This is a genomic window from Actinomyces sp. Marseille-P3109 (assembly GCF_900323545.1).
In the GTDB taxonomy this organism is placed as follows: Bacteria; Actinomycetota; Actinomycetes; order Actinomycetales; family Actinomycetaceae; genus Actinomyces.
Map to the genome: position 1 here is coordinate 1,579,097 of NZ_OOHN01000008.1, position 19,665 is coordinate 1,598,761.

Sequence of the window (19,665 nt, forward strand, 5' to 3'; positions counted from 1 at the left end):
GGCGGGCCGCCGTCGGTGTTGTCACCGGCGCAGCGGGTGAGGTGAAGGCCGACAAGCCAACCTGGGCCGCACCGTCACCCATCAGAGGAGCACATCATGCACAACTCCAAACGGTCCCTTCTGGACCTGGCACGTGAGGACCTGGCCACGGCCCGCAAGCGCGATCCCGCCGCTCGCTCCAACGTGGAGGTGGCGCTCCTCTACCCGGGCGTCCATGCCCTGTGGGCGCACCGGGCCGCCCATAAGCTGTGGCACAAGGGGCACCGATTCGCGGCGCGCGCCCTGTCCCAGGCCGCCCGCAACTTCACCGGTATCGAGATCCACCCGGCCGCCACGATCGGCGAGCGGTTCTTCCTTGACCACGGCATGGGCGTGGTGATCGGCGAGACGGCGGAAGTCGGCGATGACGTCCTCATATTCCACGGAGTCACCCTGGGCGGGGTGTCCATGAGCCCGGGCAAGCGGCACCCCACCATCGGGAACAACGTCCAGATCGGCGCCGGCGCCAAGGTCCTGGGGCCGGTCGTCGTCGAGGACGGGGCCAAGGTAGGCGCCAACGCGGTACTGGTGAAGAATCTGCCGCGGGGGCACGTCGCGGTGGGCGTCCCCAGCCGGGCCCGCGATCCTCGCACCGATCCCGAGCTCATGATGGACCCGACCATCTACATCTGATCGGCCTGCATCTGATCAGTCCCCCGACCGTTTGATCGTCCGCTGACCGGGCGGGTCAGCGGGCGATCATTCCCGCGGCCAGATCGCGCAGACGATTGAAGACTTTGCCTCCGGAGGCCCGCGAGCCGTCGTGCTCGTGCTCGCTGGTGATCCAGGTTCGCAGGCCCGGGATGAGCGCGGCCGTCTCCAAAGAGGTGACCATCGGTACGAACACGTCGCGCGCGTAGACGGCGGCCGCGCCCGGAGTCGTCGTGGTCTTCAACCGAGTCGGATCGTAGAGCGTCGGCCACTCATGCGCGGCCAGGAGGTCCGCCACCTCCAGCCAGGGACGCAGGGCGGTGTCCTCCAGGAAGACCTCGTGGCGCACGTGCTCACCGGTCAGCAGTGTGGGGTCGTCGTCGAAGACTGCGGGACGCACGCGCTGGGCGGCCCAGTCGGTGGTGCCGGCGTCGGCCCAGCAGGACTCGTGGATGACGGCGTAGAGCGGGAAGCGTCCCCCGAAGGCCAGGGACTGCCCCAGGTCGTAGCGGAAGCCCCAGGAGCTGGGATCGCGCTCCAGGAGGTGGTGGATCGCGTCGGCTCCTCCGGCCCGCCCCAGCATGGCGCCCAGTGAGCGCAGACGCTCCGGGCCGACGATGTCTCCGCCCGGCGTGATCAGCTCACCCCGGCCGGCCAGCTCGGACAGGCGCTCCATCCGATCACGGTCCTGGGGGTAGCGACCGTAGTACTCCTCGCTCTTGGCGCGCATCGCCTCATAGCTGAGGGCGTAGACCTCGTCGATGCTGTGCCCGACGGCGGGCAGCCCACCGGTGATGTAGACGGCCTCGAGGCTCTCGGCGTGCTCGGACAGGTAACGGGTGACGCAGAACCCGCCGAAGGACTGCCCCAGCAGGCTCCAGCGCTCCAGGCCCAGGGAGCGGCGCAGGTCCTCGCAGTCCTCCACGATCTCATCGGCACGCAGGTGGGTGAGCAGGCGGGCGGTGGCCGTGGGCGTGCCGGCGGCGTCGGGTCGGTCCACGGGGCTGGAGGCACCGGTTCCGCGCTGGTCGATGAGGAGGAGCCGGTGGTGCTCGAGGACGGCGCCGATCCAACCCAGGCCGGCATCGGCGCTGGGGCGAGGTGCCTCACAGCCCGGTCCGCCCTGAAGGAAGACGAGTGGGGGCCGGGAGAGCGGGTCAATGCCGGCGGCTGAGATCTCGCGGGCGTAGACGGTGATGGAGGATGCGCCGTCGGGGGCGGGGTCTGCCTGGCCGCTGCGGTCCAGGGGCACGCTCAGGTGGTGGTCCCGTGTCAGCAGACCGGCGGTGGAGGACGACCAGCTCGAGGAGCGCAGACGGGGCGAGGCGTTCGACATGCCGTCACCTTAGTGGCGCTTAGTGGCGATCGGTGTCCACGCAGCGGACATGAACGCTGTGGCGGGGTCGCACGTCGAGCAAGAACCGCAGAGTTCCGGGGTTGTCCGCGAGTCGTATCGTCGGTGGAGCCGGCCATGTCCGCTGTGTGGTCACTGCAGGGTCGGCGGCACTCCACGGGTTCAGCAGGCCTGGCAGGTCGGGCACCAGAAGAGTCGGCGGGCCGCCACCTCCCTCTCGACCACCGGGGTGCCGCAGCGCAGGCAGGGGCGCCCGGTACGGTGATAGACGTACCACCGTCCGGCCTCGGAGTCGTCCGGCGGCAGGGGTTCGGGGACGTCGTCGAGGTCAACGGTGGTGATGAAGCCGGTGGCCACCCCGTACTGCATGAGGGGGCGCAGGTCCTCCCAGATGGCGCGCAGCCGCTCCTCGCTGACGCGGTTGCCGGCCCGGAAGGGTGAGACACCCACCCGGAAGAGCGTCTCGGCCCGGTAGATGTTGCCGGCCCCGGAGATGACGGACTGGTCCATGAGCAGCTCGCCGATGCTTTTGCGTCGCGAGCGCGCCTTGGCCACGAAGGCCTCCACATCGGCGTCGTCGCGCAGCGGGTCCGGCCCGAGCCTGCGGCGCACGGCGGCCACGCCCTCGGCGTCCAGCAGCTCGCACGCGGCCGGCCCCGTCAGGTCGGCCACCCCGTGCTGTCCGAGCAGTCGCAGTCGCACCGCGCCGCGCGGCTCGGGCGGCTCCCAATCGTCAGGAGCAGGACCGGTGTGGCTGGAGGTACCCGTCTCCCGGCGGTCCTCCTGAGGATCGACGACGTCGGCGGCTCCCCCGTTCAGCCCGGACAGGGCGGATCCTCCCCCGCCCTTGAGGGCGTGCTCGCCGCGCTCACCAACGCGCCTACGGGGCGCGCCGATGGCATGGGGAGCAACGAACTCACGGTCCCCGTCGAAGGTCCACGAGCCGTACAGGCCCAGGTGGATCCGCAGCCAGGTGACGGAGGCGTCATCAAGGGGCATGTCGGCGCGCGCCCCAAAAGGCAGGAAGAGGTGCTTGCCGTGTGCCTGGCTGCCCAGGAGCACCTGGCCATCCAGACGGCTCGCCCCGTCGGTGAAGCGCCCCTGCGGTGAGGAGGCGCGAAGCATCTGACCACCGTAGAGCTCGTCCAGTGCGGCGGCGAGCCGGTGGATGGTGTGGCCCTCCGGCATACGTCGGTCCCGGTTCAGGCCCCGGCCGGGGTGGCAGTGGGAGCGCCGGAGGGGCCTCCAGCAGGGGCGGCTCCGTCGTGAATGCGCCTCTCATAATCGGCGAGCTGGGCGATGCGCCGCGCATGGCGCTCGTCTCCGCTGAAGGGTGTGGCGAGGAAGGCATCAATGATCGCCAGGCCCGCTCCCAGGTCATGCATGCGCCCGCCCAGGGCGACGACGTTGGCGTTGTTGTGCTGGCGGGCCAGCTGGGCGGTCTCAATGGACCAGGCCAGGGCCGCGCGCACCCCGTCGACCTTGTTGGCGGCGATCTGCTCCCCGTTGCCGCTTCCCCCGAGCACGATGCCGAGGCTTCCGGCGTCAGCCACCACGGCCTCGCCGCAGGCCAGGCAGAATGCGGGGTAGTCGTCGTCGGGGTCGTAGGAGTGGGCCCCATGGTCGATGACGTCATGGCCCTCCTCCCGCAGATGCTCGATCACGGCGCTCTTGAGGTCAAAGCCGGCGTGGTCGGAGGCGATATGGATGCGCATAGGCAGGATTGTGCCTCACGCGAACAGCGGTACGCACCAGGAGGGCGTGAGCGTCGTCAATATGTCAGGGAGGGCAACACCGGGTTAGCGTGTCCGCTATGACTGACGCCTCGCCGATGCCCAACGGTCCTTCCTCCGGCCCTTCCACCGACTCACCATCGCGGTCCTGCGAGCGGCCGGACGCCGCGGCTGACTCCGCCGGCCCGGTTCTCGCCGGTGTCCTGGAGACGGCCATGACCGATTCCTCCATTCGCCCCCAGGATGACCTGTTCCGCTTCGTCAACGGCAGCTGGCTCGCCACTGCCGAGATCCCGGCGGACCGTCCCGGCAGCGGCGCCTTCACCACGCTGCGCGATGAGGCCGAGGCGGCCTGCCGCCAGATCGTCGAGGAGCTTGCCGACAGCTTCTCCGCGGCGGCTCCAGAGACGACCTCCCAGGTTCTGGCGACGAACCGAGGCCGTGTCGGCGCCCTCTACGCGGCCTTCATGGACGAGGAGCACCTGGAGGAGCTCGGGGCTGATCCGCTGGCCGTGGAGCTGGCACCGGTGCTGGGCGCCGCCTCCAAGGAGGAGCTGGCCCGGGTGCTGGGCGAGATGACGCCGATCGGGTTCATGGGCGTTGTCGGCGCGGACGTCGAGGTCGATATCAATGACCCGGAGCGCTACACGAGCTGGATCGGCCAGTCGGGGCTGGGGCTTCCGGACGAGTCCTACTACCGCGAGGAGGCTCAGGCCCCTCTGCGCGAGGCCTATGTGGCACACGTGGCCCGGATGCTTCAGCTGGCAGGTCTGACCGAGTCCTTCGGCGCCTCCGGCGAGGCCCTCGCCGAGCAGGTCATGGCCGTGGAGACCGATCTGGCCAAAGGCCACTGGGACCGGGTCACCTGCCGCAACGTGGAGAAGATGAACAACCCGATGTCCTGGCAGGAGATCGTGGACTCGGCGCCGGGTCTGCCCTGGCAGGAGTGGCGCACGGGGATCCTCTCGGCCGCCCGCGCCGCCGGGATCGAGCAGACCACCTTCCTCGACGAGGTCATCGTCACCCAGCCCGACTACCTGCCCCACGCCGCGGCGGTCTGGCAGGGCACCGACGTGGAAAACCTCAAGGCGTGGGCGGCCTGGCACGTCGTTCACGCACGGGCGACACTGCTCTCGCACGTCTTCGTCGAGGAGAACTTCGGTTTCTACGGCCGCACGCTCCAGGGGACCGACGAGCTGCGGGCCCGCTGGAAGCGCGGCGTCGGCCTGGTGGAGTCCTGCCTGGGCGAGGCGTTGGGCGAGATCTACGTGGGACGCCACTTCCCGCCGTCGCACAAGGCGGCGATGGAGGCCCTGGTCGGCCGGCTCATCGAGGCCTACCGCCAGTCCATCTCCTCACTGGAGTGGATGAGCCCCGCCACGCGGGAGCGCGCCCTGGACAAGCTGGCACTGTTCACCCCCAAGATCGGCTATCCGATGCGCTGGCGCGACTACTCCGCCGTCGAGGTGGTCCCCGGGGACGTCCTGGCGTCGGTGCGCAGCGTGGAGAGGGCCGACCTGGCCTACTCCCTGAGTAAGCTGACCAAGCCGGTGGACCGCGACGAGTGGCACATGACACCGCAGACGGTCAACGCCTACTACAACCCCTCGATGAACGAGATCGTCTTCCCCGCAGCGATCCTTCAGCCGCCCTTCTTCGACCCGCAGGCCGACGACGCCGTGAACTACGCGGGCATCGGCGCCGTCATCGGCCATGAGATCGGCCATGGCTTCGATGACCAGGGATCGACCTTCGATGGCACCGGGAAGGTCAGTGACTGGTGGACGCAGGAGGACCGGGACGCCTTCACCGAGCGCACGCATGCGCTCATCAGCCAGTACGACGCCTACACGCCCGAGGTCGTCACCGCCAAGCACGAGGCCGCAGGTACGGCGGAGACGGAGATCCCGCACGTCAACGGCGCTCTGACCATCGGGGAGAACATCGGGGATCTGGGCGGCTTGGGGATTGCCCTCAAGGCCTATGCCCTGGCACTGGCAGACGCCGGCATCGGCTCGGTGGACGATGCGCCCGTCATCGATGGGCTGACCGCTCTGCAGCGCTTCTTCTACTCCTGGGCGAGGATCTGGCGCTCCAAGAACCGTCCGGACTATGCCGAGCTGCTGCTGACAGTGGACCCGCACTCGCCGGCCGAGTTCCGGTGCAACGGAATCGTGCGCAATGTCGACGCCTTCTACCAGGCCTTCGAGGTCGGGCCCGGCGACGCTCTGTGGCTCGCGCCGGAGAAACGAGTATCCATCTGGTAACGGATTCGGGGATTCACACACAGGCATTCATATGCGTCGCATCTGCTCACCCTCGTGAGAGGAATCACGACGAAATAACAGTTCGGATATCACCTCGGCGGTGAAAACGATGGACCCCTCTCTCATTCAACGCTAGGGTGGACAGCGACGCGGTGACACCTCGGCTCACCGGTTGGCACCTGCATCCCCGCACCACCTAGGAGTACTCATGCGTCTTGGACGCCCCCTGGCCGCCGCGAGCGTTACGGCCGCCGCCATCGGCGCCTCCCTTGCCGCCTCCCCCGCCCTGGCCGACGACAACTTCCAGATCGCTGACGACCAGCCCAACATTGTCAGTGCCTCGGAGACCGCCTTCACGGTCTCCGGAACCGGCTGCTCGGGCACGGACGCTGCTGTCGGCATCGCCCTGTACGCCCCCGATGGCACCATGTCCACCGTCGTCAAGGCTGAGCCCTCGGCTGACGGCAGCTGGTCCGCCACCCTGGACCTCCCTGAGCTCATCAAGTCAACCGGTGTCGAGGCCACGTCGGACGGCTGGTCCATCGGCGCCGGCTGCGTCGTCTACGGAGAGCAGAAGGGGCAGGACCAGGAGGCCATCGTTTTCGATGACACCGACGTGAACGGCACCTTCGAGATCTACACCGACGAGAACGGGGCCCAGACCTTCACGGTCGACGCCACCGGCTTCTCCGCCAACGAGGAGGTCTCCGTCTCCCTCATCGGCAAGGACGACCCCAGCATCACCTACAGCATCGGCAAGATCACCGCCGACGCCGAGGGCAAGGTGCACGGCACCCTGCCGGCCCCCACCGGTGTGGCCGACGGCCAGTACCTGCTGACTCTTGAGGGCAGCCGCTACGGTGAGAGCGCCACGAGCCAGAAGGTCATCACGGTCCAGAACGGGGCCTTCGACCTCGCCGACGTCGCCGACGGCGGTAACGGTATCGCCGGTGACGGTGACGGTGACAGCACTGCCACCCCCGCCGCCCCCAGCACCAGTGGCTCGAACGTTCCCGCCAACACCGGTGCCACTCAGGCCGCCTCCACCTCCAACAAGCCGCTGGCCCGCACCGGCGCCAACGGCCTGCTCATCGGTGGTATCGCCGTGGCCCTCGCGGCCATCGGTGGTGGCGCTCTGGTCATGCGTCGCCGCAAGGCCTGATAGCACCTGCCCAGCATGACTGGGACTTTTTCCCGTCGGGGAGACGACACGCAAGCCGTGTCGTCTCCCCGACGGGCTTTCTTAGGGCACCACACGGCACACGATGACCACGTATGAGGCCAAGCCTCCCTGGGGCGGACACTGAGACTGGCACTGGGACTATGGACTCCACCTGCGACGAGCACACCGGCGACTCCCCCGCTTCCGAGCATGCGGAAGGCTCCACCGACGGCGTTCCTCCTCGATCCGGGCGACCTCCTCGGAGCCGAGCGCCGCGACTGTGGCCCAGACGCCGGAAGATCACCGTGGCACTGATCGCCACGGTGGCCACGGCCTCTCTCGCCCTGGGAGCCGATGTCGCGGTCCTGGCCCACCGCCCCGAACGTGTGGGTATTGCGATGCCATCGACGTCCTCTTCTGCAGCGGGCGAGACCTGGCTCATCTTGGGGACGGACTCACGCGCTACCGTTCCAGGCGAGCAGAGTCGGTACGGAACCACCCAGGACGTGGGGGGCTCACGAGCCGACATCATCACCCTGGTGCGCCCATCGGAGATGGGACTCACGGTCATCAACCTACCTCGGGACCTGACCATCAACAGCAAGGGCAGGGAGCTGGACCGCCTGGCCACCACCTACGTTTCCGGACCGCAGAACACGGTCAACGCCCTGTGCACCGGCCTGGGAATCCCCACCACCCATCTCATCACCATCGACATGGCCCAGTTCGCCGACATCATCGATTCGCTGGGGGGCATCGAGGTGGATATCCCCGAGCCGGTACGGGACGCCTACACCGGCCTGAACCTCACCTCCGCCGGACCCCACAGACTCACGGGCATCGACGCACTCGCCCTCGTCCGATCCCGGCACCCGGAGATCCTGCGCGATGGCACCTGGGTGGCCATGAGCGAGGCCGACGGCGCCCAGCGACGCAGCGAGTCCACCGCCAGGGTGATGCAAGCGGTCCTGTCCGCCGTCGAGAAACGCTTCAGCAACCCTCTGGCTCTCCACCAGCTGGCACATACAGTGGCCGGCAACATCACACTGGACTCGAACACCGGTCTCAGAGACCTGGCAGAGCTGGGGCGTCACGCGTCGCAGGCCAAGAAGGCCGGCTCCACCACGATCATCGATCTTCCGACGGAACCCCGAGACGAATCCATCGTCGTCTCACCCAATCATGAGTCCCGCGAGCTGCTGGCCCAATACGGATATTCCCCCAAGACCTGCCATCCCACGGGCACCTGATCGCCCTCCGCTCGAGTTGGGGACGATTCCGCGTCATCGCAGTGTTTGACAACCCCCCTCCGCAAACATCGCATTTTTCACGTGAGTGAGGACACCTACCAAAGTGGCTGGCATCACGCTCCAGACCCGCACCCTCCCCCTATTCCTCGTTACGGTAGATAACGAGCCGGTGAAGAATAGGATCGCCGGCAGCCATCGTTCCCCGTAGACCTAGGAGGAGATATGCGTCTTGGACGTCCCCTGGCCGCAGCGAGCGCAGTGGCCGCAATGACCGGAGCCTCTCTCATTGCTTCCCCCGCTCTCGCCAACGACTCCAACAGGAACAGCACTAGCAGCCCGAGCAGCTCCAGCAGCCCGAGCCCCAGCGAGACCAGCCCAACCCCCAGCAGTTCAAGCAGCAGCTCCACCGAGACCAGCTCGAGCAGCAGCTTCAGGATCACTCAGGAGAAGACATTCGTCTCCGCCAGCACCAACACGTCCTTCACCGTCTCCGGAACCGGCTGCTCAGGACAACAGGCGACCGTCGGCATCGCGCTCTACGCCCCTGACGGCACCGCCTCCGACGTCATCAAGACCGAGGCCACCTCGGACGGCAGCTGGTCCAAGGACCTCGACCTGGCGGCACTCATCAAGTCCATCGGCTCCTCGACCGCAACGACCACCGATGGATGGACCATCGGCGCCAGCTGCATGACCTACGGCGGCAAGACGGAGACGGCTCAGACGACCACTCAGCAGCAGACTCAGATCTTCTTCGACGACACGCGCATCTCCGGCTCTTACGAGGTCTCCGCGCGCGCGGAGAACCAGTCCCAGACCTTCACTTTCAATGCCCAGGGGTTCTACGCCAGCGAGACGGTGACCGTCCTCCTCAAGAACAAGAGCGACTCCAGCATCTACTACACCCTTGGCGAGCTGACGGTTGACGCCAACGGCAACCTGGTGGGCAATCTGCCCGCTCCTACCGATGCGGCCAACGGGGAGTACGTACTGGTTCTGACCGGCTCCCACCACAGTGAGACGGCCACGAGCCAGACCGTGACCACGGTGTCGGAACGCACCTTCACCATCGAGGGCAGCCAGCGCTCCACCTCTGAGAGTGAGACCACCGCCAACGGCGGTGCCAACGCCAACGGTGGCGGCAACGCTAACGGTGGCGGCGAGGCCCAGGCCAACGGCGGCGCCAACGCCAACGGCGGTGGCGAGGCCCAGGCCAACGGTGGCGGCAACGCTAACGGCGGCGGCGAGGCCCAGGCCAACGGCGGCGCCAACGCCAACGGCGGTGGCGAGGCCCAGGCCAACGGTGGCGGCGAGGCCCAGGCCAACGGCGGCGCCAACGCCAACGGCGGCGCCAACGCTAACGGCGGCGCCAACGCTAACGGCGGCGGCAACGCTAACGGTGGCGGCGAGGCCCAGGCCAACGGCGGCGGCAAGGCCAACGGCGGTGCCAACGCTAACGGCGGTGGCGAGGCCCAGGCCAACGGTGGCGGCAACGCCAACGGCGGTGGCGAGGCCCAGGCCAACGGCGGCGCCAACGCCAACGGCGGCGCCAACGCCAACGGCGGCGGCAACGCTAACGGTGGCGGCGAGGCCCAGGCCAACGCTGGCGCCAACAACCAGGCCAATGGCGGCAACAACAATGCCGCAGCCGACCAGAAGATCAACAACCAGGTCAACCGCGACAACGGCGACCGCGACAACGGCGACCGTGACAACGGCGACCGTGACAACGGGGGTAAAGGCAAGGACAACAAAGCCGCAACCGACCAGCGCGCTGGTGAGGCCAAGACCGGCGACAGCGACCGGTCACTGGCTCACACCGGTGCGAACGGCTTGATCTTCGGCGGAATCGCCGCCCTCCTGGTGGTGATCGGAGGGGCCGTGATGCTCCTGCGCCGTCGTAACAAGGCCTGATCCACTCGCTCCTCAACGTTCCTGATCTCTCGGGGACTGCCTCCCATCGCCGGGGAGACGACACACGTCATGTCGTCTCCCCGGCGATTCCGTGCGCTACGGGCGCTTCCACCCGGCGCCCGGTTGAGATGAGACAATCACTCGGCGCCCATGAGCGACAAACATCCCTTTCAGACAGGAGTTCTCATGCCCGGTCAGAACCTGACTCGTCTCGAGGCCGCTGAGCGCAGCGCGACGGTGCGGACCCAGAGCTACGCCGTCGTCCTCGACCTCACGCACGGTGAGTCGGTCTTCCGTTCCACCACCACCGTACGGTTCACGGCCACACCAGGAGCCTCCACGTTCATCGACCTGATCGCACCGACCGTCCACTCCGTCTCCCTCAACGGACGCACCCTCGACCCGGCCGAGGTCTATGCCGACTCCCGCATCGCGCTGACGGACCTGGCCACGGACAACGAGCTGGTCGTCAACGCCGACTGCGCCTACATGCACACCGGGGAGGGTCTGCACCGCTTCACCGATCCCGCAGATGGCGAGACCTACCTCTACTCCCAGTTCGAGGTGCCTGACTCCCGGCGGGTCTTCACCGTTTTCGAGCAGCCCGACCTCAAGGCCTCCTTCACCTTCACCGTCACCACCCCGGTGAACTGGACAGTGCTGTCCAACTCCCCCACCCCCGAGCCGACTCCGGCGAAGGCGTCGGACGGCTCAGGAGATGCCCATACCTTCGCCTTCGCACCCACCGAGCCGATGAGTTCCTACGTCACAGCGATTGTCGCCGGCCCATACGTCGGCGCCACCGACGAGTACATCGCCAACGACGGGCGCATCGTTCCTCTGGGCGTCTACTGCCGCAAGAGCCTGGTCGAGCACATGGATGCCGAGGAGATCCTGGACCTGACCAAGCGGGGCTTCGCCTACTACGAGAACCTGTTCGCAACCCCCTACGCCTTCAGCAAGTACGACCAGATCTTCGTTCCCGAGTTCAACGCCGGGGCGATGGAGAACGCCGGCTGCGTCACCCACCGCGACGACTACATCTTCCGGTCCCGACCCGTGGAGGCCCGCGTGGAGCGGCGAGCCGTCACAATACTGCACGAGCTGGCCCACATGTGGTTCGGCGACATGGTGACCATGACCTGGTGGAACGACCTGTGGCTCAACGAGTCCTTCGCCGAGTTCACCTCCACCCTGGCCACCGCCGAGACCACTCGGTGGAACCAGGCCTGGACGACCTTCCAGACCCTGGAGAAAGGCTGGGCCTACAACCAGGACCAGCTCAGCTCCACCCACCCCGTGGCCGCGGAGATCAACGACCTCCACGATGTCGAGGTCAACTTCGACGGCATCACCTACGCCAAGGGGGCCTCGGTCCTGGCCGCGCTCGTAGGCTACGTGGGCAGGGACAACTTCTTCGCCGGCATCCAGCGCTACCTGGCGGCACACGCCTACGCCAACGCCGAGCTGGACGACCTGCTTCGGGAACTGGAGGCGGTTTCGGGCCGTGACCTGAGCGCCTGGACCCGGCTGTGGCTCCAGGAGGCGGGGGTGACAACCCTGCGCCTGGAGATCGTCACCGACGCTGACGGCGTCATCACCCAGGCGGCCGTCCGTCAGGAGATCCCGGCCGACTCGCCGGCATCGCTGCGCCCGCACCGGGTGGCGATCGGCTCCTACAACCCGACCGATCGGGGCGCCGATGCGCGTCTGGAGCGATCCGGCCGCGTCGAGCTCGACGTCGACGGCGAGCTGACGCAGGTCCCCGAGCTGATCGGTACCAGGCGCGCCGACGTCCTGATCCTCAACGATGACGACCTCACCTACGCCAAGGTCCGCCTCGACGAGGCGTCCCTGTCCCAGGGGCTCACGCATATCGAGATCTTCACCGAGTCCCTGCCGCGCTCGATCGTCTTGGCCTCGGCATGGGACATGGTGCGCGACGGCGAGCTCGCCGCCTCCAGCTTCCTCCAGGCGGCTCTGCGGGCACTGAGCGTGGAGGAGCACTCCTCGGTCATCCAAGGGCTCCTGGGACGAATCACCACCTGCTTGTCGACCTTCCTGCCCCCAGCCGTGCGCCGAGACCTCGCTCCTGGCACCGCTGACCGCCTGCTGGAGCTGGCCCGGGCGGCCCAGGCCGGAAGCGACAAGCAGCTTCAGCTGGTGCGAGCCCTGGCCGCCCATGCAGTGACCAGTGAGCAGCTCGACGTCGTCGCCGGCCTGGTGGAGGGGACCGCCCCCCTTGACGGGCTCGAGGTCGACCAGGACCTGCGCTGGGACCTGCTGACCGGGCTGGTGGCCGCCGGCCGCTTCGGGGAGGAGCAGATCCGCACCGAGGAGGCCCGGGACCGCACGACCACGGGACGCGAGCGCGCCGCCGAGGCCCGTGCCGCCATTCCGACGCCGGAGGCGAAGCGGGCCACCTGGCGGGCCCTCGTCGACGACGTGTCCATGACCAATGAGACCCAGGTGCGTGTGCTGCGCGGCCTGACCAACGTCGAGCGCCGGCCCGAGCTGCTGGTGCCCTTCGTGGGTCAGTACGTGGACATCATCGACTCCGTGTGGTCCTCTCGCACCTTCCACATGGCGGAGAATCTGCTGACGGGGCTGTGGTCCTGCACCACGGTGGGCCTGGACGGGGCGGACCCGGCTGCGGCTCTGGAGGGCTGGCTGGACTCCCACGCCCAGGCGCCGGCGGCCCTGCGGCGGATCGTGCGTGAGAACCTCGACGACACCCGACGTGTGGCCAGGGCCCAGGCCGCTGAGACCGGCGACGTCCAGTAGCCGCATCAGCGACTCGCCCGCAGCGGGATCGAAGGACGAACCGGCCGGGGCCGGGCACATCATGTGCCCGGCCCCGGCCGGTTGAGTGATGGTTGCCGAGCCGCTCAGCGCCGGCGCGATTCCTCCGCCTTCTTGCCCGTGGACTTCGCGGCAGCCTCCTGTGCGGCGGTGAAGGCGTCGACGTCGTCGTCCTCGCGACCCGGGGTCTTGAAGTCGAACCTGATGATGAGGAAACGGAAGAGGAAGTAGTAGATGACGGCGTAAACCAGCCCCATGATGACAACCATGAGCGGTCCCTGGACCACTCCTCCGGAGAGCTCGGAGGACTTGCCGAAGTTGAGCAGGTAGTCGATTGCACCGGCGGAGAAGGAGAAGCCGTCCTTGGCGCCCAGGAGGTTGGCGATCGCCAGGGAGGACCCGGTCAGCACCGCGTGGACGGCGTATATCGGGAAGGCCACGTAGGCGAAGGCGTACTCGAGGGGTTCGGTGATGCCGGTGATGAAGGCGGTCAGGGCAACCGAGATCATGAGGGCACCGGTGACCTTGCGCTTGCCGGGCTTGGCGGTGTGCCAGATGGCCAGCGCGGCTGCGGGCAGGGCGAACATCATGATCGGGAAGAATCCGGTCATGAAGCTTCCGGTCCACGAGTTCGAGCCGTCCACGCCCTGGAAGAAGCAGGTGAGGTCGCCATGCGCGGTTGCGCCGGAGGCCGTCCGGCAGGATCCGAGCTGGAACCAGGGCACCGAGTTGAGCAGGTGGTGCAGGCCGAAGGGGATGAGCAGCCGGTTAACCGTGCCGAAGACGAAGACCGCCAGGGCGCCGGCAAGACCCTTGGAGTTCCCAGCATTGATGAGCCAGCCGCCGAGCTGGTCGTTGATGAGCCAGTTGAAGGCCGGGTAGAGCGCCGACATCACCAGGGCGACGACGAGCGCGGCGCCGGAAGTGATGATCGGTACGAAGCGGCGTCCTCCGAAGAAGGCCAGCCAATCGGGCAGCTTGACGCGGTAGTACCGCTGCCAGAGCAGGGCGGCGACGACGCCTATGACGATACCGCCGAGGACCCCGTAGTTGATGGGCGTCTGGGTAGGGAGGTCACAGATCTTGACGCCCTGGTTCCAGGGCCCCACCTGAGCGATCTCCCCCTTGGCGGGATCGAAGCTGTGCAGGCAGTCGACGGCCTCCTTGCTCAGGGGGCCGGGCTTGCCCATGACGATAGGGGACATGGTCCAGGTAACTGCGCGGTAGACGAGGAAGCCGAACAGGGCTGCCACCCCGGTGGAGCCGTCGGCCTTCCTGGCGAATCCCACGGCAACACCGACGGCGAAGATGAGAGGCAGGTTGTCGAAGATCGCTCCGCCGGCCGCTGCGAAGACGTCTGCGACGGGTTGCAGCCAAGGCAGTTTCTTGGCCAGTCCGTCGGCTCCCAGCATGTCCGCCTGCCCCAGACGCAGCAGCAGGCCCGCCGCTGGAAGAGTGGCGATCGGCAGCATCAGTGATCGCCCCAGCCGCTGAGCGAGTGCAAAGGCATCGCTCGTCTTCTTCCTCTTGTCTGACACGATGTTCTCCAGTTCAGGATCAAGCGGCGTCACTGCCGCGTCAGAATTGCCCACCATGGCTGCCCGCCATGACGAGGGTGGTCTGGACGGCTCGGCGCCGAACACGTCTGGACCAGCAGCACCAGAAAAACCGAAAGAACTTTCAATGTCAAGCACTACGTGCACTCTTCGGCCATAATGAGGCAAGCAAACGCGACGGAGCGGAAACAATGGTTGCGACCAGCTCACTTTCTGACCGCTTCCATCCATTGTCGACCAGGGGAGCCCCATGCCCAAGAACGCAGGCAAGAGACCGGCGAAGTACGTCATCGTGCGCAACCACCTGCTGGAGCTCGTCAGGAACGGGCTCGCCAGCGGCTCCCCGGTTCCCTCCGAGCGCGAGCTGTGCGAGCAGTTCGAGGTCTCCCGCATGACCGTGCGCCAGGCCATCGACACCCTCGTCGTCGACGGGGTCCTGGAGCGCCACCAGGGCAGGGGGACGTTCGTCATGCCCCCAAAGCTCGATCTGCAGGTAAGGCTGACCTCCTTCACCCAGGAGATGCAGCGGCGCGGGATGGAGCCCGGCGTCGTCATGCTACTGGCCGAGACCGTCCCCGCCAACGAGACCGTGGCGGCTGCGCTGGAGCTCGAGGCGGACGCCGAGGTCCATCACCTGCGTCGCCTGCTGACCGCCAATGCGATCCCCATGGCCATCGAGGAGAACTGGATCCCTGCGGCGCTTCTTCCTGACCTGCTGCGCACCAGCCCGAACTTCTCGGTCTACGCAGAGCTGACCCAGGCCGGCATGGCGCCTGAGTGGGGCGAGGACATGATCGAGGCCCATGCGGCCACGGCCCAGGAGGCCGCACTGCTGTCCGTCCAGGAGGATGCCCCGACCCTGGACATCACTCGACGCACCTTCCACGAGCACCGCGCGATCGACTACTCGCGCACCCTGTTCCGCGCCGACCGTTACACCCTGTGGGTTCCGGTGGCCGCCCCCAAGCCCGCATTCCGCCCCTCTCGACCACGGCCTTAAGAAAAACATCGCCGATCGATACTGGACAAGCCCATGACGACCTGTACCATGGACTACTGGTATGGACCACTAGTCCGGTACCGGCGAAGGGGCCGCACCTGACAGCGCATTCCCGGCTCCTTTCTGACGCCCCATTCCGGCACCACCACGCACCATCCCAGAGCCCGGCACCCGTCCGGTCAGACCAGGAGGAACCCATGTCCCAGGCACAGAGCATCGTCGACGCCCTCGGCGGCTTCGACAACATCGTGGAGATCGAGCCCTGTATCACCCGTCTGCGCTGCGAGCTCGAGGACGGCTCCCTCGTGGACGAGCCCGCCCTCAAGGCGGCGGGCGCGCACGGGGTCGTCAAGCTGGGTGAGATCGTGCAGGTCGTCGTCGGCCCCAACGCCGACACCATCGCAGAAGACATCGAGGACCTGCGGTGAGCCCAGCCGTCCGGTCGCCGGTGGCCGGTGTCGTCGTTGCCCTCGACGACGTTCCCGACCCCGTGTTCTCCGGCCGGATCGTCGGTCCGGGAGTGGCCGTCAACCCGGAGTACACCGCCGAAGGCGGTTCCGCCGCCCTGGCGCCGGTCAGCGGAACCGTTGCGAAGATCCATCCCCACGCCTACGTCATCACGGCCGCCGGGGGACGCAGTGTGCTGGTCCACCTGGGGCTGGACACCGTGAGTCTGGAAGGCAGGGGCTTTACCGTGCTGGCGGCCGAGGGCGAGGCGGTCAGCGCGGGCCAGCCCGTCATCACCTGGTCGCCCGCGCAGATCAAGGCAGGTGGGCTCAACCCGATCGTTTCCGTCATCGCCCTGGAGGGGGAGGAGTCCGCCCTGGCCCCGGTTCCGACGGGGCAGCGGGTCGCAGCCGGCGACCCGCTCATGACCTGGGCATAAGGTCGGGCTGCCGTATACGTTCGTCTACGGTCACTGCCTCCACGAATGGAACGTGGTCCCGGCCGTCACCAAAACGGCCGGGACCACTGTCTTCCGCGGCGTCGCAACCACCGGTCGAGCCGGCGAGGAGACGTCAGGACGACGACGTCATCTCGTCGCGCACGACGGACAAGAGGCTGCCCAGGCGGGCGTTCTCGGGCAGGTCGTCGACGAGGACGACCTCACCCGCACCATCGGCCAGGGGGATCCTCCAGTTGGGGTACTCCTGGTCAGTACCGGGCTGGTTCTGGGCGCGCCGCTCCCCCACGCCGTCGACCAGCGCGATGCCGACCAGGACCGAAGGGGTGCGTACCACGTAGCGGTGCAGAGCCTCGACCACCTGACGCTCGGTGGGGGCCTCCCCCAGCAGACCGTGCTCGCGTAGCCGGGCCGTCATCCGGTCGCGTTCGATACGGGCCTCGGTGCGCACCTGCTCGACCGGCTCGGTGAGCAGACCGAGCCGCTCGCGCAGCTCGACGTGCTCGTCGGCGAGGTAGCCGGCGGTCGGGGGGAGGTCATGGGTGTTGACCGTGGACAGGGCCAGGCGCCGGTAGTCCTGGGGCTGAAGGGGCCAGCCGTCGTGCTGCTTCTCGAACCACAGCACACTGGTTCCCAGCACACCACGGCTGGCCAGGTAGTCGCGGGCCCAGGGCTCGACGGTGCCCAGGTCCTCACCGATGACGACGGCGCCGGCCCGGTAGGCCTCCAGCAGGACGACGCCGAGCATGGCCTCGTGGTCGTAGCGCACGTAGGCGCCTCGGTCGGCACCCATGCCCTCGGGGATCCACCACAGGCGGAACAGGCCGATGACGTGGTCCACGCGCAGCGCCCCCGCATGACGCAGCACCGTACGCACCATGTCACGCAAGGGGGCATAGGCGCTTCGAGCCAGGTACTCGGGGTTCCACGGGGGCTGGGACCAGTTCTGTCCCTGCTGGTTGTACATGTCCGGCGGTGCACCCACGGTGACGCCGGAGGCGAAGGCCTCGGGGTTGGACCACACGTCCGCACCCTGCGAGTGCACGCCCACGGCGAGGTCGTCCATGATGCCCAGGGCCATTCCGGAGGCCAGGGCCTGCGCCTGGGCGCGGGCCAGCTGCTCGTCGACGATCCACTGCAGCCAGGCGAAGAAGTCGATGCGCTCGGCCAGCAGGTGCGCCTCGTTGGCCACGTAGGCGGAGTTCGCCTCACGCAGGGTGGCGGGCCAGGTCTCCAGAGGGCCGTGCTTCTCGATCAGCGCGCTCCACAGGGCGAAGCGCTCCAGCCCCTCCCCCTGCTCGGCGCGGAAGCGCTCGAAGTCGCGCTGGCGGGAGTAGGACCGTCCGGCGGCGAAGATGACCTCCAGGGCCTCGCGCTTGGCCTTCCACACCGCGTCGCGGTCAATCGGCTCGGCACTCAGGTCGCTGTCCTCGACCTCCTCGAAGGCCCACTGCACCAATGAGCGCTTGGGACCGGACAGGCGGGCCACCTCCGGGATGTTCTCAGGACGGATGTAGAGGGGGTTGACGAATCGGCGCGTCACCGGCAGGTAGGGCGAGGGGGTCATCGGCGCCACGGGCTCAGCGGCGTGCAGCGGATTGATGAGCAGGAAGTCGGCTCCCTGGTCCCCCAGGAAGGAGGCGAGCTCGGTGAGGTCATCAGTGTCGCCGGTGCCCCAGGAGCCCCGCGAGCGGATCGAGTACAGCTGGGTCATGACGCCCCAGCCGCGATCCCCGAGGGCCTCGGGCAGATCCAGGTGGTTGGGAGTGACCGCGAGGGCGGAGGTCACCGTGACCGTCTCGGCCTCGGCGTCGGCCGGTGGGGCGGCGTGCGCGCCCTGGAGCGCCGCCTGGTCACCGGAGTCGGAGCCCGGGCTGACCTCCGCGATGAGCCGGTGCCACCCCAGGGGCAGGTCGGCTCCCAGGATGAAGGAGGCGCGACCGCGCTTGATCCCGTCGACCTCCCGCGGCACGGTCCAGTCCTCGGTCTGGGTCAGATCGCGGACCTCACCGCCCTCGAGCTCGACGCGCACCCGGACTCTGGCGCCGTCGGGCACGTAGACGGGAACCGTGGACTCCACGCCGCCCCGCGTGACGACGGTGGGGGCGAGCGTCCGACGCCAGGGGGCGTCCTCGACCTCTTTCAGCGAGGTCTCGATCTCCTCGTCGGTGCGCGCCCGTACGCCGAGCGCGGTGAGCACCGCCTTGAGTGTGGCGCTGGAGGGGGAGGCAAGGTTGCCGTGGTAGTCCCAGTACTCGGTGGAGACACCATAGGCCTCAGCAAGGTGCTTGAGGCTCTCAGAGGCAGGTAACTGGTCGTCGTTGAACTCGTTCATGTGGGTGGGTCAGCCTTGCGTGTGCAGATGTGCGGTGGAGTGCCGTGGAGCACGGTTGCGCTCCGCCGTCAACCCGGCGGGGACTGACGGGTTGGAACGGGACGCAGGCGCTAGCGGGACTAGCAGTGTCCAAGTGTGCCCTAGCCGCTCGCGGTTGCGCACCCTGCCGCACCGTGTCACCTGATGTTTTGCTGCAACAGTTTCACTACCGCGCTGCGGGATCCCGCCCCTGCGATCGGGAAACGCCGGGATCATGTGCTGAGGGCCGCACAGCCGGTCGAACGGCTGGTGAGACAACCGGTCGGGGCTTGATCGCCCTGACGTTGCGGACCCGCAGCGACAGGTCGCCCGACTCCAGTGCTGCATGCTGGAGCCAGGCGATCTGCCGAACCGCTGGGGACGGGTCAGAGGGAGGCGATCTCAGAGGCGAGGGTGTCCGCCGTCGGGCCGACGACGACCTGAACGATGCGGCCGGAACGCACCACGCCGAAGGCCCCGGCGGCCCGCAGCGCCTCCTCGTCGACCTTTGCCTGGTCGGAGACCTCCACGCGCAGACGCGTGATGCAGGGCTCAAGGTCGGTGATGTTCTCCTGGCCGCCGAGACCGGCGACGATGTCTGATGCAGTGCTCATGGCTACTCCTTCTCGGTTCCCGTCCTCACGCAGTTCCCGTCTGTCGTGCGGTCGGCCGGGCGGCTG

General features: G+C 67.9%; 15 protein-coding genes. 9 read left to right on the top strand and 6 right to left on the bottom strand.

Annotated elements, in window-relative coordinates; all coding sequences use genetic code 11:
- Window positions 1–96 precede the first annotated feature (96 nt).
- Entirely contained in the window at window positions 97–672 is a 576-nt protein-coding gene (gene cysE / locus BQ8008_RS07025; RefSeq protein ID WP_108833389.1) for a serine O-acetyltransferase, read from the top strand.
- Between the two features lie 55 nt (window positions 673–727).
- Here cysE and BQ8008_RS07030 read toward each other — a convergent pair whose 3' ends face one another.
- From BQ8008_RS07030 to BQ8008_RS07040, 3 genes are all read right to left on the bottom strand, one after another.
- Window positions 728–2,026, bottom strand: a complete 1,299-nt coding sequence (locus BQ8008_RS07030) for an alpha/beta fold hydrolase (RefSeq protein ID WP_108833390.1) — start codon at window positions 2,024–2,026, stop codon at window positions 728–730.
- A gap of 180 nt (window positions 2,027–2,206) precedes the next feature.
- Window positions 2,207–3,232 carry an Fpg/Nei family DNA glycosylase gene (locus tag BQ8008_RS07035; RefSeq protein WP_108833391.1) on the bottom strand — a complete coding sequence of 342 codons (1,026 nt, stop codon included), beginning with the start codon at window positions 3,230–3,232 and terminating at the stop codon, window positions 2,207–2,209.
- Window positions 3,233–3,246: 14 nt separating this feature from the next.
- Window positions 3,247–3,759 carry a ribose-5-phosphate isomerase gene (locus tag BQ8008_RS07040; protein WP_108833392.1) on the bottom strand — a complete coding sequence of 171 codons (513 nt, stop codon included), beginning with the start codon at window positions 3,757–3,759 and terminating at the stop codon, window positions 3,247–3,249.
- Between the two features lie 98 nt (window positions 3,760–3,857).
- On the opposite strand from BQ8008_RS07040, the gene BQ8008_RS07045 reads away from it, so the two are divergent.
- The 5 genes from BQ8008_RS07045 to pepN all read left to right on the top strand — a co-directional run bounded on the left by BQ8008_RS07045 (window position 3,858) and on the right by pepN (window position 13,154).
- On the top strand, window positions 3,858–6,044 hold the full coding sequence (locus tag BQ8008_RS07045) for a M13 family metallopeptidase (protein ID WP_108833393.1): 2,187 nt from the start codon (window positions 3,858–3,860) through the stop codon (window positions 6,042–6,044).
- Between the two features lie 208 nt (window positions 6,045–6,252).
- Window positions 6,253–7,206: a peptidase gene (locus BQ8008_RS07050; protein ID WP_108833394.1), complete on the top strand. Its 954-nt coding sequence runs from the start codon at window positions 6,253–6,255 to the stop codon at window positions 7,204–7,206.
- Between the two features lie 161 nt (window positions 7,207–7,367).
- Window positions 7,368–8,456: an LCP family glycopolymer transferase gene (locus tag BQ8008_RS07055; RefSeq protein WP_108833395.1), complete on the top strand. Its 1,089-nt coding sequence runs from the start codon at window positions 7,368–7,370 to the stop codon at window positions 8,454–8,456.
- Between the two features lie 222 nt (window positions 8,457–8,678).
- Window positions 8,679–10,370: an LPXTG cell wall anchor domain-containing protein gene (locus tag BQ8008_RS07060; protein WP_199907951.1), complete on the top strand. Its 1,692-nt coding sequence runs from the start codon at window positions 8,679–8,681 to the stop codon at window positions 10,368–10,370.
- A gap of 186 nt (window positions 10,371–10,556) precedes the next feature.
- The gene (pepN, locus tag BQ8008_RS07065; RefSeq protein WP_108833396.1) at window positions 10,557–13,154 is read left to right on the top strand and encodes an aminopeptidase N; all 2,598 of its coding nucleotides are present in this window, start codon (window positions 10,557–10,559) and stop codon (window positions 13,152–13,154) included.
- 104 nt (window positions 13,155–13,258) lie between these two features.
- Here the strand turns inward: pepN and BQ8008_RS07070 are convergent, their stop codons facing one another.
- Window positions 13,259–14,767 carry a PTS transporter subunit EIIC gene (locus BQ8008_RS07070; protein ID WP_108833397.1) on the bottom strand — a complete coding sequence of 503 codons (1,509 nt, stop codon included), beginning with the start codon at window positions 14,765–14,767 and terminating at the stop codon, window positions 13,259–13,261.
- A 211-nt stretch (window positions 14,768–14,978) separates the two neighbouring features.
- Here BQ8008_RS07070 and BQ8008_RS07075 point away from each other — a divergent pair, with 211 nt between their 5' ends.
- From BQ8008_RS07075 to BQ8008_RS07085, 3 genes are read left to right on the top strand one after another with little or no spacing between them, the layout of a single operon-like run.
- Complete coding sequence (locus tag BQ8008_RS07075; protein ID WP_108833398.1) at window positions 14,979–15,728, top strand: GntR family transcriptional regulator; 750 nt, start codon at window positions 14,979–14,981, stop codon at window positions 15,726–15,728.
- Entirely contained in the window at window positions 15,671–16,156 is a 486-nt protein-coding gene (locus tag BQ8008_RS13985; RefSeq protein ID WP_325048127.1) for a PTS glucose/sucrose transporter subunit IIB, read from the top strand. The genes BQ8008_RS07075 and BQ8008_RS13985 overlap by 58 nt, the downstream gene beginning before the upstream one ends.
- Window positions 16,153–16,614, top strand: a complete 462-nt coding sequence (locus BQ8008_RS07085; RefSeq protein ID WP_108833399.1) for a PTS sugar transporter subunit IIA — start codon at window positions 16,153–16,155, stop codon at window positions 16,612–16,614. Before BQ8008_RS13985 ends, BQ8008_RS07085 begins: the two co-directional genes overlap by 4 nt.
- A gap of 133 nt (window positions 16,615–16,747) precedes the next feature.
- On the opposite strand, the gene malQ is transcribed toward BQ8008_RS07085, so the two are convergent.
- Window positions 16,748–18,967 carry a 4-alpha-glucanotransferase gene (gene malQ, locus BQ8008_RS07090; RefSeq protein ID WP_108833400.1) on the bottom strand — a complete coding sequence of 740 codons (2,220 nt, stop codon included), beginning with the start codon at window positions 18,965–18,967 and terminating at the stop codon, window positions 16,748–16,750.
- 404 nt (window positions 18,968–19,371) lie between these two features.
- Window positions 19,372–19,599, bottom strand: coding sequence for a glucose PTS transporter subunit EIIB (locus BQ8008_RS07095; RefSeq protein WP_108833401.1), 228 nt, complete (start codon window positions 19,597–19,599; stop codon window positions 19,372–19,374).
- Between the last annotated feature and the right edge of the window lie 66 nt (window positions 19,600–19,665).